Origin of the sequence: Janthinobacterium sp. NKUCC08_JDC, from assembly GCF_019345575.1 — a bacterium.
GTDB classification, from domain to species: Bacteria; Pseudomonadota; Gammaproteobacteria; order Burkholderiales; family Burkholderiaceae_D; genus Janthinobacterium; species Janthinobacterium aestuarii.
This window is the reverse complement of sequence record NZ_JAHKQW010000002.1, coordinates 804,555-818,202: the sequence shown is the minus strand read 5'-3', so window position 1 is coordinate 818,202 and position 13,648 is coordinate 804,555. Positions and strand designations below refer to the sequence as shown.

The 13,648-nt window shown below is 63.1% G+C and carries 12 protein-coding genes; 11 read left to right on the top strand and 1 reads right to left on the bottom strand.

What is annotated here, in order from left to right; all coding sequences use genetic code 11:
- Positions 1-29 precede the first annotated feature (29 nt).
- The 7 genes from KO538_RS09670 (at position 30) to KO538_RS09645 (ending at position 6,483) form a co-directional block, all read left to right on the top strand.
- Entirely contained in the window at positions 30-1,478 is a 1,449-nt protein-coding gene (locus tag KO538_RS09670; protein ID WP_257620248.1) for an amidohydrolase family protein, read from the top strand.
- 151 nt (positions 1,479-1,629) lie between these two features.
- Positions 1,630-2,682 (top strand): dihydroorotase, encoded by a 1,053-nt coding sequence (gene pyrC / locus KO538_RS09665; protein WP_034745484.1) that lies wholly within the window; start codon positions 1,630-1,632, stop codon positions 2,680-2,682.
- Between the two features lie 6 nt (positions 2,683-2,688).
- The gene (locus KO538_RS09660; protein WP_034745487.1) at positions 2,689-3,507 is read left to right on the top strand and encodes a DUF3025 domain-containing protein; all 819 of its coding nucleotides are present in this window, start codon (positions 2,689-2,691) and stop codon (positions 3,505-3,507) included.
- A gap of 1 nt (position 3,508) precedes the next feature.
- The gene (locus KO538_RS09655) at positions 3,509-4,498 is read left to right on the top strand and encodes a Gfo/Idh/MocA family protein (RefSeq protein ID WP_219328122.1); all 990 of its coding nucleotides are present in this window, start codon (positions 3,509-3,511) and stop codon (positions 4,496-4,498) included.
- A gap of 11 nt (positions 4,499-4,509) precedes the next feature.
- Complete coding sequence (locus KO538_RS09650; protein WP_080698372.1) at positions 4,510-5,724, top strand: MFS transporter; 1,215 nt, start codon at positions 4,510-4,512, stop codon at positions 5,722-5,724.
- Entirely contained in the window at positions 5,724-5,849 is a 126-nt protein-coding gene (locus KO538_RS29350) for a hypothetical protein (protein ID WP_257620246.1), read from the top strand. The genes KO538_RS09650 and KO538_RS29350 overlap by 1 nt, the downstream gene beginning before the upstream one ends.
- A 142-nt stretch (positions 5,850-5,991) precedes the next feature.
- The gene (locus KO538_RS09645; protein ID WP_257620245.1) at positions 5,992-6,483 is read left to right on the top strand and encodes a transposase; all 492 of its coding nucleotides are present in this window, start codon (positions 5,992-5,994) and stop codon (positions 6,481-6,483) included.
- 122 nt (positions 6,484-6,605) lie between these two features.
- Here KO538_RS09645 and recG read toward each other — a convergent pair whose 3' ends face one another.
- Positions 6,606-8,708 (bottom strand): ATP-dependent DNA helicase RecG, encoded by a 2,103-nt coding sequence (gene recG, locus KO538_RS09640; RefSeq protein ID WP_219328121.1) that lies wholly within the window; start codon positions 8,706-8,708, stop codon positions 6,606-6,608.
- A gap of 178 nt (positions 8,709-8,886) precedes the next feature.
- Here recG and queA point away from each other — a divergent pair, with 178 nt between their 5' ends.
- The 4 genes from queA (at position 8,887) to secD (ending at position 13,574) form a co-directional block, all read left to right on the top strand.
- The gene (gene queA, locus KO538_RS09635; protein ID WP_219328120.1) at positions 8,887-9,942 is read left to right on the top strand and encodes a tRNA preQ1(34) S-adenosylmethionine ribosyltransferase-isomerase QueA; all 1,056 of its coding nucleotides are present in this window, start codon (positions 8,887-8,889) and stop codon (positions 9,940-9,942) included.
- A gap of 1 nt (position 9,943) precedes the next feature.
- Positions 9,944-11,083 (top strand): tRNA guanosine(34) transglycosylase Tgt, encoded by a 1,140-nt coding sequence (tgt, locus tag KO538_RS09630; protein WP_034745502.1) that lies wholly within the window; start codon positions 9,944-9,946, stop codon positions 11,081-11,083.
- A gap of 196 nt (positions 11,084-11,279) precedes the next feature.
- Complete coding sequence (gene yajC, locus KO538_RS09625) at positions 11,280-11,612, top strand: preprotein translocase subunit YajC (RefSeq protein WP_034745505.1); 333 nt, start codon at positions 11,280-11,282, stop codon at positions 11,610-11,612.
- A gap of 96 nt (positions 11,613-11,708) precedes the next feature.
- On the top strand, positions 11,709-13,574 hold the full coding sequence (gene secD, locus KO538_RS09620; RefSeq protein ID WP_034745508.1) for a protein translocase subunit SecD: 1,866 nt from the start codon (positions 11,709-11,711) through the stop codon (positions 13,572-13,574).
- Positions 13,575-13,648 lie beyond the last annotated feature (74 nt).

Here is a 13,648-nt window from a genome sequence, read left to right as displayed (position 1 = left end):
CACGTTGAAGTTGAGTACGAATGCCTGACATGAAACAACTAGCCGGCGCCATGCTGGCGCTGGGCCTGCTCGCCCATGCCCATGCGGCCGACAAGATCGCCGTTGACATCGCCCTGCGCGGCGCCACCGTGATCGACGTGGCCGCAGGCAAGGCGGTCAAGGGCAAGACCGTGCTGCTCCAGGGCGACAGCATCGTTGCCGTCGTCGATGACGCGCAGCTGCGCAGCTACGCGCCGAAGCGGACGATTCGCCTGCCCGGCAAATATCTGATGTCGGGCCTGTGGGATACGCACGTGCATTTCGGCGGCGGCCCGGAGCTGATCGACGAGAACAAGCAGCTGCTGCCTTTGTACCTGGCGCACGGCATCACCACGGTGCGCGACTGCTCGGGCGACTTGCCCGACACGGTGCTGGCATGGCGCCAGCAGATCAACGCGGGCCAGCTGGAGGGCCCGACGATTTTTACGTCCGGCGCCAAACTCGAAGGTATCAAGCCGCTGTGGAAGGGCACCATCGAAGTGGGTACGCCGCAGGAAGTCACGCGCGCGCTCGACGGCCTACAGGCGCAGCAAGTCGACTTCGTGAAGATCACGGAAAACACCCTGAAGCCGGAGCTGTACCTGGAAGCGTTGCGCCAGGCGCGCGAACGGGGCATGCGCACGTCGGGCCATATCCCCGTGCAGCTCACATTGGAGCAGATGGCCGATGCGGGCCTGGGCACGATCGAGCATCAATCGTATTTGCTGCGCGCCACCACGCCGCGCGAGCAGGAGCTGACGGCCAAGGTGGCGGCCGGCGCGATGACGGGCAAGGAAGCCATGCAGGCCAGCGTGCAAAGCTACGACGAGCCGACGGCGCGCAAGGCTTTCAGCTATCTGGCCGCGCGCGGCACGGCCATCGTGCCGACCCTGTGGGGTTCGCGCGTGACGGCGTACCTGGACCGCGAAGACCACACCCACGACACGGCCCTGCAATACATCGGCAAGGGCTTGCGCGCCACCTACGACTGGCGCGTGCAGCGCGCCGCCAAGGATGGCCCGGAAGCGATCGTCCAGCGCCACGCGCAGTTCGAGCAATCGGCCCTGCTGCTGCCCCTTTTGCAGCAGCAGGGCGTGAGCATCATCGCCGGCACCGATGCGGGCTTCTTGAATTCCTTCGACTATCCGGGCCAGGCCCTGCACGATGAAATCGGCCTGTACGTGCAGTACGGCCTGACGCCGCAGCAAGCCTTGCAGTCGGCCGTCATCAACGGTCCCCGCTTCCTGGGCAAGCTGGACCGCTACGGCAGCGTGGCGGCCGGCAAGGCGGCCGACCTGCTGGTGCTCGACGCGAACCCGCTGCAGGATATCGGCGCCACGCGCCAGATCCGCCTGGTGGTCAGCCGTGGCCACGTCTACGACCGCGCCGCGCTGGACCGGATGCTGGCGGAACTGCGCGCCTGGGTGGCGAAGCAGGAGACGGCACCGGGCAAGTCCTGATGCTTGTGCGTTCCTGAGATTGAAAACGGCCGGTGCGAACCGACCGTTTGATCGTCCGGCAAGCATCGGGCAGTAGCCGCCGCAGCCTGCGAGGCCGCCCCGCGGCTGGTAAAATGGCGCTATTCGCAATGACCGCCTGAGAGCAGCCGCCATGTCCACACTCGATCACACCCCAGCCTCCATCACCATCACCCGTCCGGATGACTGGCATTTGCACCTGCGCGACGGCGCCGTCATGGCCAGCGTGCTGCCGCACAGCGCGCGCCAGTTCGGCCGCGCCATCGTCATGCCGAACCTGAAACCGCCCGTCACCACCACTGCCGATGCCAGTGCCTACCGCGAGCGCATCCTGGCCGCCGTGCCGCAAGGCGTGAACTTCGATCCGCTGATGGTGCTGTACCTGACGAACAACACCTCGCCCGATGAAATCCGCCGCGCGCAGGACAGCGGCATCGTGCAAGCCGTGAAACTGTATCCGGCCGGCGCCACGACGAATTCCGACCTGGGCGTGACGGATTTGAAGAATTGCTACAAGGTGCTCGAAGTGATGCAGGAAGTGGGCATGCCCTTCCTCGTGCACGGCGAAGTGACGGACCCGGAAATCGACATTTTCGACCGCGAAGCCGTCTTCATCGAGCGCGTGATGCGCCCGCTGCGCAGCGCCTTCCCGGCCCTGTCCGTCGTGTTCGAGCACATCACCACCAAGGATGCGGCGCAGTACGTGGCCGAAGCGGAAGGCCCGATCGCCGCCACCATCACGGCGCATCATCTGCTGTACAACCGCAACGAGATTTTCAAGGGCGGCATCCGTCCCCATTACTACTGCCTGCCTATCCTGAAGCGCGAAGAGCACCGTCTGGCACTGATGACGGCGGCCGCCAGCGGCGACGAGCGTTTCTTCCTCGGCACGGATTCGGCGCCGCATGCGCAAGGCGCCAAGGAAATGGCTTGCGGCTGCGCCGGTTGCTATACGGCCCTGCACGCGATGGAAATGTATGCGGAAGCGTTCGAACGTGCCGGCGCGCTCGATAAACTCGAAGCGTTCGCCAGCTTCCACGGCCCGGCTTTCTACGGCGTGCCGCGCAATACGGACACCATCACCCTGAAACGCGAAAGCTGGACCTTGCCGGCTTCGCTGCCGCTGGGCGACAGCCATGTCATTCCGCTCAACGCGGGCGAGCAGATCAACTGGAAAATGGTCTAAGCGTTCATGCTGCCATCGATAGACTGGACCCGCCCTTGGTTTGCCACGGTGCTGCCGGCGCGACGGCAGCTGGACCTGCAGCGCGACACGGTGATTGCCGCGCTCAATGGACGGGCGCGGGCGCTGGATTTGCGCAATCCATCGGGCCTGCCGCTGGCCTTCGTGCCGCAAGCGGACCTGCCTGAAGGCGTGGCCTACGAGGAGTTTATCGGCGCGACGGGCGGCGTGCCCACGCGCGACAATCTGCACGATTTTTTCAACGCGCTCGTGTGGCTGACCTTCCCCCGCATCAAGCGCCAATTGAATGCGCTGCAGGCCGCGCAGATCGCCCTGTCCGGCGTGGGCAAATCGCGTGGTCCCGCGCGCGATGGCGCGACGATTTTTGACGAAAATTCCGCCTTGCTGGTGCTGCGCGACAGCGACGCGGGGCGCGCGCTGGGCGCGGCCTTGCGCGGGCACGACTGGCGCAGCGCGTTCATTGCGCAGCGCGAGAAATTTGGCGCAGGCGGCGACGCCGATGTCTGGCTGTTCGGCCACGCGCTGATGGAAAAACTGGTGGTGCCGCGCAAGGCCATCACGGCGCATACGCGCGTGATCTTTGCCGGCGACGCCTACTTTGCGCTCGACGATGCGGCACGCCGCGCCTGGCTCGACGAGCGGGTGGCGCAAGACCTGGCGCAGCAAGGCCTGACCACGGCGGACTTCACGCCGCTGCCCGTGCTTGGCTTGCCCGGCTGGTGCGAATGCCAGGACGACGATTTTTATAATGACGCGGCGGTGTTCCGCCCGAAGCGCAAGGTGGCTGGCGCAGAAAGAGATCAATAGCATGGAAAATACCGTCCGCTGGGGCATCCTCGGCACCGGCAAGATCGCCCGCGCAATGGCCAATGGCTTGCGTGATGCGCCCGGTGCGCAACTGGTGGCGGTCGCCTCGCGCAGCAGCGCCGGTGCGCAGGCCTTCGGCGCCGAATTCGGCATCGAACGTTGCCATGGCTCCTATCAGGCGTTGGCTGACGATTCTGGCGTGGACGTGATCTACATCGCCACGCCGCACACCTTGCATGCGGAAAACGCCTTGCTGTGCCTGGCCGCCGGCAAGCACGTCGTCTGCGAAAAACCGTTCACCATGAATGCGCGCGAAGCGCAGGCCGTGGTCGATATGGCGCGCGAGAAAAAACTGTTTTTGATGGAGGCCATGTGGAGCCGTTTCCTGCCCGCCGTGCAGGAAGCCAAACGCATCATCGCCAGCGGCGAAATCGGCGTGCTGCGGCAGGTGCAGGCCGATATCGGCTTTGTCGCCAACTTCCCGCCCGAGCACCGCATGTTCAACCCGGAACTCGGTGGCGGCGCGCTGCTCGACGTGGGCATCTATCCGCTGTCGATGGCGGCCTTCTTCCTCGGCCCCGTATCGCAGGTGCAGGCGCTGGCCGAGATGGGCGCCACCGGCGTCGATGAGCAGGTCGTGTTCTCGCTGCTGCACGCGGGCGGCGGCACCTCGTCGTGCGCCTCCAGCCTGCGCGCGCAGACGCCGACGGAAATGACCATTTCCGGCAGCCTGGGGCGCATCCGCCTGCCCAACCGTTTTTACAAGCCCGATCACCTGATTGTCGAAATGATGGACGGCGAACGCCGCGTCGTCGCCGCCCCCCACCTTGGCAATGGCTACGCGCACGAGGCCATCGAGGCGATGCGCTGTATCCGCGCCGGCCTGCTGGAAAGCCCCCTCATGCCGCACGCCGACAGCGTGGCGCTGATGCGCAATCTCGACACCATGCGCGGCCAGATCGGCCTCGTCTACCAAGCCGACCAGGCGTGAACAGGAATCCCATGACATTGCACTCATCCCGTCCCAGCCTGAAAACTGTCCTCATCGCCAGCGGCGTCGTCCTGACCCTGGCGATGGGCGTGCGCCACGGCCTGGGCTTCTGGATGCAGCCGATCTCGCAAGCCAATGGCTGGACGCGCGAAACGTATTCGCTGGCGCTGGCCATGCAAAACCTGATGTGGGGCGTCTTCGGCCCGTTCGCCGGCATGGCGGCCGACCGTTTCGGCACCATGCGCGTCGTCATCGTCGGTGCCATCAGCTACATGGCGGGCCTCGTGTGGATGGCGCTCGTGACGCAGCCCACCCTGTTCATCGTCGGTTCCGGCATCTTCATCGGCCTGGCGCTGGCCTGCACCGCTTTTGGCGCCATCAGCGGCATCATCGGCCGCAGCGCGCCGCCCGAGCAGCGTTCGTGGGCCTTCGGCATCTCGTCGGCGGCCGGCTCGTTCGGCCAGTTCCTCATGATGCCCGTGGAGCAGCAGCTGATTTCCGCCGTGGGCTGGCAAAACGCCTTTTATGTGCTGGCCGCGCTGGTGCTGCTGGCGATGATCCCGATGGCCTTCTACCTGCGCGAGCCGCCCGTCTCGCACGCCAGCGGCCCGCAGCAAAGCGTGGGCGCCGCCTTCAGCGAAGCGATCGCCAGCCGCTCGTTCTGGCTGCTGTTGGCCGGTTATTTTGTCTGCGGTTTCCAGCTGGTCTTCATCGGCGTACACTTGCCGGCCTACCTGAAGGACCAGGGCCTGATGAACCCGAACGTCGCCGTCACGGCGCTGGCCCTGATCGGCCTGTTCAACATCGTCGGCTCCTACTATGCGGGCAAACTCGGCGGCAAGATCGCCAAGCGCTACCTGCTGTCGGCCATCTACGTAACGCGCGCCGTGGTCATCACCGCGTTCCTGCTGGCGCCATTGTCGGCGTGGTCCGTGTATCTGTTCGCCGCCGGCATGGGCGTGTTGTGGCTGTCGACCGTGCCGCTGACGAACGGCATCATCGCCGGCATCTTCGGCGTGAAGCATCTGTCGATGCTGGCCGGGATGGTGTTCTTCTCGCACCAGGTGGGCAGTTTTCTCGGCGCCTGGCTGGGCGGCTATCTGTACGAGCACCAGGGCAGTTACCACATCGTGTGGATGATCACCATCGGCCTGGGCTTGCTGGCCGCGCTGATCAACCTGCCCATCGACGAGCGCGCCGTCAAGCGCGTGGCGGTGGCCGCGTAATGGCCAGCTGGCGCACATGGCTGTGGCGCCTGGCTGGCGCCGCGCTGCTGGCCATTGTCTTCCTTGCCTATCTGCGGCCCGACTTCATGCTCGACCTGGCGAACCGCTTCTGGATGTGCATGTAGGCTGCGTGGGCGCAATGTGGTTTGCGTGAAGTCGGATTACGCTACGCTAATCCGACCTACCCGACCTGCCGCCGCGTATATCGCGTAGGTCGGATTAGGCCGAAGGCCGTAATCCGACAATCCTCGGAAACTATGCAAAATCATGCGATACCGACGCGCATTCCAGCCAGGTGGCAGCTTTTTCTTCACGGTGGTGACTGCCCATCGCCGGCCCGTTTTTTCTGCTGCCAATGCCGTGGATTTGCTGCGTGATTCTTTCCGCGCCGTGCGGCATCAACGGCCATTCGCTATCGACGCTATCGTCATCCTGCCCGATCACCTGCACTGCATCTGGACCCTGCCTGAAGACGATACCGATTTCATGACGCGCTGGCGCTTGATCAGGACGTGGTTCAGCAAACATGCAGGAATTAAGGATATTTGGCAGCACCGCTTCTGGGAGCATGTACTACGCGACGAACGCGACCTCGCCAATCATATCGATTACATCCATTACAACCCCGTCAAGCATGGCCTTGTGAGCAAAGTCATCGATTGGCCGTATTCCAGTTTTCACCGGTATGTAAAGCAGGGATGGTGTGCCGCGGATTGGGGCGGCGATGGTGTGGATGTGGCGGGTGTTGGGCGGGAGTGAGCAGCGCTAACAATGTTGTCGGATTACGCTACGCTAATCCGACCTACCGTTTGCGTCGTGAGTAGGTCGGATTAGCGCAAAGCGCGTAATCCGAAAACGGCCCAAAGCATGCAATGTAAGACCTATACTTTTAAAAATTCCTCTTTCCCACCCAGCCAGCGCGCCAGGTGCGCTTCCACGGTGGCTGCAGCGGCGGCCGTGGTGGCGTGCAGCAAATCGTGCGCCACGTCGCGGGCTTGATCTACCAGCCACTGATCCGTTTCCAGGTCGGCGAAGCGCAGCATGGCCTGGCCGGACTGGCGCGCGCCAAGAAACTCCCCGGGGCCACGGATTTCCAGGTCGCGGCGGGCGATTTCAAAGCCGTCCGTCGTCTCGCGCATGGTCATCAAGCGCTGGCGCGCCACGCCGCCCAGGGGGCCCTGGTACAGTAGCAGGCAGACGCTGGCTGCCGAACCGCGGCCCACGCGCCCGCGCAGCTGGTGCAGCTGCGACAAGCCAAAACGCTCGGCGTGTTCGATCACCATCAGCGAGGCGTTCGGCACGTCGACGCCCACCTCGATGACGGTGGTGGCCACCAGCACATGGATATGCCCGGCGATGAAGGCGTCCATCACTTCCTGCTTTTCGGCCGGTTTCAAGCGGCCGTGCACGAGGCCCACCTGCAGCGCGGGCAGGGCTTCGGCCAGCATCATGTAGGTGTCGGTGGCCGTCTGCAGCTGCAGCGCTTCCGATTCCTCGATCAGCGGGCAGACCCAGTACACTTGCCGGCCTTCCAATGCGGCCGCATACACGCGGGCGATGACTTCGTCGCGCCGGTTCTGGTCGATGGCGCGCGTGACGATGGGGCTGCGCCCTGGCGGCAGCTCGTCGATCACCGACACTTCCAGGTCGGCGTAATACGTCATGGCCAGGGTGCGCGGAATGGGCGTGGCCGACATCATCAGCTGGTGCGGAACGGCCGCGCTGTCGCCCTTGTTGCGCAGGGTCAGGCGCTGGCCCACGCCGAAGCGGTGCTGCTCGTCGACGATCACCAAGCCCAGTTTGGCAAACAGCACGTTATCCTGGATCAGCGCGTGCGTGCCGATCACCAGCTGCGCTTCGCCCGATTCGATCAGGGCCAGCGCGGCCGTCTTTTCCTTTTTCTTCAGGCTGCCCGTCAGCCACGCCACCTTCACGCCCAGCGGCTCCATCCAGGCGGCGATCTTGCGGAAGTGCTGCTCCGCCAGGATCTCCGTGGGCGCCATCAGCGCGGCCTGGTAACCGCTGTCGATCGCCTGCGTGGCGGACAATGCCGCCACCACCGTCTTGCCGCTGCCGACGTCGCCCTGCAACAGGCGCTGCATCGGATACGGCTGGCGCAGGTCGGCGCGGATTTCCTCAAGTACGCGCGCCTGTGCGCCCGTCAGCTTGAAGGGCAGGGCTGCGCCGAAGGCGTTCGACAGGGTGCCGACGATGGGTAGCGATGCGGCGCCTTTCGAGCGGCGCGCGCGCTGGGCGCGTTTCAGCGACAGCTGCTGCGCCAGCAGTTCATCGAACTTCATGCGCACCCAGGCCGGGTGCGAGCGGTCCATCAGCGCGCTTTCATCGATGTCCTGCGGCGGATAGTGCAGCAGGTGCACGGCGGCGCGGAACGGCGACAGCTGCATTTCACGCAGCAGCTGGTCGGGCAAGGTGTCCTGCCAGTCGATGCGGCGCATGGCGTCGGCGATCTCGCGCCGCAGCACGTGCTGCGACAGGCCTTCGCCGGACGGATACACGGGCGTGAGTGCGGTGGGCAGGGGCGCTCCCTCGTTGACCACTTTATATGTCGGGTGCACCATCTCGGCGCCGAAAAAGCCGTGTTTGAGCTCGGCGCGCGCGCGTACCCGCGTGCCTTCGGCCAGCTGCTTGACCTGGCTGCCGTAGAAATTCATGAAGCGCAGCAGCAAATTGCCCGTTTCGTCGGCGATCGTCACCAGCAGCTGCTTGCGCGGCTTGAAATTGACTTCGCATTTGGTGACGATGCCCTCGACCTGCCACGACTCGCCGCCGCGCAGGCAGGCGTCGCGTATCGTGTAGACCTTGGTTTCGTCCTCGTAGCGCATCGGCAGGTGCAGCACCAGGTCCATGTCCGTGCGCAAGCCCAGTTTGGCCAGCCGGCTTTCCGTGCTGACCACTTTTTTGACGGCTTTCGGCTTGGTGGCCGGCTTGGCCGTGGGAGGAAGATCGGGCTTTGGATCGGACATATGCAAGGTTTTGGTGCCGCTAGCGTAAAATAGAGGGTTGTCCGGCACACCCTGTGCGTACCGCAGTCGTAAATTGTTGCGGCGGATTATTGTAATGCCTGTATAGGCGCACAGTATAGTGCCAGATGTTCCATTGCGCACTCCTAATCATTTTTGACGTACTTTTGAAGCAAAACGCATGTATTCGCTTTCCGATTTCGATTTTAATTTGCCGCAAGAAAACATTGCGCAAACTCCATTGGCCGAGCGCAGCGCCTCGCGCCTGTTGCATCTGGACGGCGACGCTCTGGTCGACCGCCAGTTCGCCGACATCGTCGGGCTGTTGCAGGCGGGCGACCTGCTGGTGATGAACGATACGCGCGTACTCAAGGCGCGCTTCTTTGGCGTCAAGGAAAGCGGCGGCAAGATCGAGGCGCTGGTCGAGCGCGTGCTCGATGACCGCACCGTGCTGGCCCAGGTGCGCGCGTCGAAGTCGCCGCCGCCCGGTTGCCGCATCCGCCTGGCCGACGCCTTTGATGTGACGGTCGGCCAGCGCGCCGGCGAGTTCTTTACCCTGCACTTCGAGGCCGACGTGTTCGAGCTGATCGAGGCGCATGGCCGGCTGCCGCTGCCGCCGTACATCGAGCACGATGCGGATGCATTCGACGAGACGCGCTACCAGACCGTGTTCAACAAGGTGCCCGGCGCTGTCGCCGCACCGACGGCCGGCCTGCATTTCGACCAGGCCCTGCTCGATCAATTGAAGGCCAAGGGCGTCAACTTCGCCTATGTGACCCTGCACGTGGGTGCCGGCACCTTCCAGCCCGTGCGCACCGAGGTGCTGGCCGAACACAAGATGCATACCGAGTGGTACACCATGCCGCAGGAAACCGTCGACGCCGTGCGCGCCGCGCAGCTGGCCGCGCGCGACGTGGTGGCCGTCGGTACGACCAGCCTGCGCGCGCTGGAGTCTGCCTCGCAAAGCGGCCAGCTGGTGGCGGGCAGCGCCGATACTGCCCTGTTCATCACGCCCGGCTATGCGTTCAAGACGGTGACGCGTTTGATCACCAACTTCCATTTGCCGAAGTCGACCCTGCTGATGCTGGTGTCGGCCTTTGCCGGCTATGCGCCGATCCGCAGCGCCTACGCGCATGCGATTGCGCAGAATTACCGTTTCTTCAGCTATGGCGACGCGATGCTGCTCACCACGCAATCGCGCGCTGCGCTGAACCTTGATACTCCCGTGAAAGACTGACATGCTGGAATTTACATTACTCAAGACCGACACGAGCGGCCTGACCAAGGCACGCCGCGGCACCTTGAAACTCAACCATGGCGTCGTGCAGACGCCGATCTTCATGCCAGTGGGCACTTACGGCTCCGTGAAAGCCATGTCGCCGCTGGAACTCAACGAGATCGACGCGCAGATCATTCTGGGCAACACGTTTCACCTGTGGCTGCGTCCTGGCAACACCGTCATGGAAAAATTCGGCGGCTTGCATGGTTTCATGGGCTGGAACAAGCCGATCTTGACGGACTCGGGCGGTTTCCAGGTGTTTTCGCTGGGCGCCATGCGCAAGATCACGGAAGAGGGCGTGCATTTCAATTCGCCCATCAACGGCGATAAATTGTTCCTGTCGCCGGAAGTGTCGATGCAGGTGCAGCGCGTCTTGAATTCCGACATCGTCATGCAGTTCGACGAATGTACGCCGTACGAAATCCAGGGCCGTCCGGCCACCATCGAGGAAGCGGCCAAGTCCATGCGCATGTCCTTGCGCTGGGCGCAGCGCTCGAAGGACGAGTTCCACCGCGGTGAAAACCCGAATGCGCTGTTCGGCATCGTGCAAGGCGGCATGTTCGAAATGCTGCGCGACGAGTCCTTGGCGAAGCTGGAAGAGATCGATTTCCCCGGCATCGCCATCGGCGGCCTGTCCGTCGGCGAGCCGAAGGAAGACATGATGCGCATGCTGGCCCACGTGGGCCCGCGCCTGCCGGCCAACAAGCCCCATTACCTGATGGGCGTGGGCACGCCGGAAGACCTGGTGGCGGGTGTGTCGAACGGTATCGACATGTTCGACTGCGTCATGCCGACACGTAACGCCCGCAATGGCTGGCTGTTCACCCGTTTTGGCGACATCAAGATCAAGAACGCCAAGTACAAGGAAGACCAGGCGCCGCTGGACGAGACCTGCAGCTGCTACGCCTGCCGCAATTTCTCGCGCGCCTACCTGCACCATTTGCACCGCTCCAAGGAAATCCTCGGTGCGCGTTTGAATACCATCCACAACCTGCATTACTACCTGGACCTGATGCGCCAGATGCGCGAAGCGCTCGATGAAGACCGTTTTCACGCGTTTACCCTGCAATTCCACGCGGAACGCGCACGCGGAACTTAAGAAAACCTTATCTGGCGCCCTGGCCGCAGCATGGCCGGAAGTTTTGTGTATTGGTGCTTGGACTGGGGCGATAAAGCATTGCATAATGCCTTTTTAGCCCCATTTGAAGCTGCCATGCCTGCAATTGGAGGCTTGGCGGATTGCCAATGCTAGAATACAGCGCTATTTTTTCAAACTGATTAGAACTGGAGTCACCGTGTTTTTCATTTCCAACGCTTATGCGCAAGCCCCAACCGACGCCCTGGGCCTCGGCGGCAATCTGACCAGCTTCCTGCCGCTGGTATTGATGTTCGTGGTCATGTATTTCCTGATGATCCGCCCACAGCAAAAACGCGCCAAAGAACAACGGGCGATGATGGACGCGCTGGCCAAGGGTGACGAAGTCGTTACCGCCGGCGGCATGCTGGGCCGTGTTGTCAAGGTAGTGGACGCTTACGTCACCATCGAAGTGGCGACCGGCACCGAAATCACGGTGCAAAAGAGCTCCATCACCACCTTGCTGCCTAAAGGCACCCTGAAGGCGCTGTAATTCCTCGCTGTCATTGCCAAAGCAATGATTGAAAGGGGCGGCTACCCGCCGCCCCTCGCGACGCCTCCGACGCTCAACACTGAACGCTGAATCAATATGAATCGCTATCCTGCCTGGAAATACATCATCATCGTCGTCGCCTTATTGCTGGGCGCACTCTATACGGCGCCCAACTATTTCGGTGAGTCACCGGCGCTGCAAGTAACCAGCGGCAAGTCGACCGTCAAAGTGACGGGCGAGCTGATGACGCAAGTCGAGCAAATATTGACGAAAGAGAACGTCAAGTCGGAAGGTGTCACCATGGATGGCGCCGGCAACCTCGCCTCCGTGCGCGTGCGTTTCGCCGATCCCGATACCCAGTTCAAGGCGAAACTGGTGCTGGAAAAAGACCTGAACACCGATGCCAGCGATCCCGCTTACATCGTGACGGTCAATCTGCAAGCCAATACCCCATTGTGGATGCAAAAATTGCATGCCTTGCCCATGTTCCTGGGCCTGGACTTGCGCGGTGGCGTGCACTTCCTGATGCAGGTCGATGCGAAAGCCGTACTGAACAAGAAAGTCCAGGGCGTCCAGTCCGCCGCGCGTAGCGTGTTGCGCGACAAGAATATCCGCCACGCCGGCATCGAGCGTGTGGGCGACAGCGTGCAAATCAACTTCCGCGACGCGGAAACGCGCGTGAAGGCAAAAAATGTCCTGTCCGACCAGATGACGGAACTGGCGTTCGCCGATGCGGGCGAAGGCAGCGATTTGAAACTGAACATCACCCTGAAGCCGGCGGCCCTGAAAGCCACCATCGATGAAGGCGTGAAACAGAATATCTCCACCCTGTCCAAGCGCGTCAACGAGCTGGGCGTGGCCGAGCCGCTGATCCAGCAGCAAGGCCCTGACCGCATCGTGGTGCAATTGCCTGGCGTGCAGGACGTGGCCCGCGCGAAAGCCATTATCGGCCGCACGGCGACCCTGGAAGTGCGCCTGGTCGATGAAAGCATCGTGCCTGGCACCGAACTGTCGAGCGCCATCCCGTTCAACTCGGAACTGTTCACCGTCGGCAAGGGCGTACCTGTCGTGCTGGCGAAAGACGTGATCCTGACGGGCGACTATATCTCCAGCGCCACGGCCAGCTTCGACCAGAACCAGCAAGCGGCCGTATCGATCGACCTGAACGGCGACGGCGGCCGCAAGATGCGCGAAGCGACGCGCGAACGCGTGGGCAAGCGCATGGCCATCGTACTGTTTGAAAAGGGCAAGCCGGAAGTGCTGTCGGTTGCCACCATCCAGCAGGAACTCGGTTCGCGCTTCCAGATCACCGGCATGGGCGGCGCGGAAAACGCGAATGAACTGGCGCTGCTGCTGCGCTCGGGCGCCCTGTCCGCACCGATGACCGTCATCGAAGAACGCACGATCGGACCGCAGCTGGGCGCGGAAAACATCGCCAAGGGCTTCCACTCGACCCTGTACGGATTCATCGCCATCGCCGTCTTCATGATCGCCTACTACATGCTGTTCGGCGCCTTCAGCGTGCTGGCCCTGGCCACCAACCTGCTGTTGCTGGTCGGCTTGCTGTCGATGATCCAGGTGACGTTGACCTTGCCAGGTATCGCCGCTATCGCGCTGGCGCTGGGTATGGCGATTGACGCGAACGTGCTGATCAATGAACGTATCCGTGAAGAGCTGCGCGCCGGCAATACGCCGCAAGCGGCGATCGCCGCCGGCTTCGACCGCGCCTGGGCCACGATTCTCGACTCGAACGTGACCACCCTGATCGTCGGCCTGGCGCTGCTGGCCTTCGGCAGCGGTCCTGTGCGCGGCTTCGCTGTTGTGCATTGCCTGGGTATTCTGACCTCGATGTTCTCCTCCGTGTTCGTGTCGCGCGGCGTGGTCAACCTCTGGTATGGCCGCAAGAAAAAGCTGACGACCTTGTCGATCGGCACGGTGTGGGTGCCGGGCACCAGCAAATAAGCGACGGCCCCGACTCACCCAATAGCGTCAACAGCGATCGCGTCCGGTGGCATAGCCGCCGGACGCACAGAATA

Bases quoted from the DNA above. Each gene is read 5' to 3' on its own strand.
- KO538_RS09670 (WP_257620248.1), top strand. From the start codon at position 30: ATGAAACAACTAGCCGGCGCCATGCTGGCGCTGGGCCTGCTCGCCCAT.
- pyrC (WP_034745484.1), top strand. From the start codon at position 1,630: ATGTCCACACTCGATCACACCCCAGCCTCCATCACCATCACCCGTCCG.
- KO538_RS09660 (WP_034745487.1), top strand. From the start codon at position 2,689: ATGCTGCCATCGATAGACTGGACCCGCCCTTGGTTTGCCACGGTGCTG.
- KO538_RS09655 (WP_219328122.1), top strand. From the start codon at position 3,509: ATGGAAAATACCGTCCGCTGGGGCATCCTCGGCACCGGCAAGATCGCC.
- KO538_RS09650 (WP_080698372.1), top strand. From the start codon at position 4,510: ATGACATTGCACTCATCCCGTCCCAGCCTGAAAACTGTCCTCATCGCC.
- KO538_RS29350 (WP_257620246.1), top strand. From the start codon at position 5,724: ATGGCCAGCTGGCGCACATGGCTGTGGCGCCTGGCTGGCGCCGCGCTG.
- KO538_RS09645 (WP_257620245.1), top strand. From the start codon at position 5,992: ATGCGATACCGACGCGCATTCCAGCCAGGTGGCAGCTTTTTCTTCACG.
- recG (WP_219328121.1), bottom strand. From the start codon at position 8,708: ATGTCCGATCCAAAGCCCGATCTTCCTCCCACGGCCAAGCCGGCCACC.
- queA (WP_219328120.1), top strand. From the start codon at position 8,887: ATGTATTCGCTTTCCGATTTCGATTTTAATTTGCCGCAAGAAAACATT.
- tgt (WP_034745502.1), top strand. From the start codon at position 9,944: ATGCTGGAATTTACATTACTCAAGACCGACACGAGCGGCCTGACCAAG.
- secD (WP_034745508.1), top strand. From the start codon at position 11,709: ATGAATCGCTATCCTGCCTGGAAATACATCATCATCGTCGTCGCCTTA.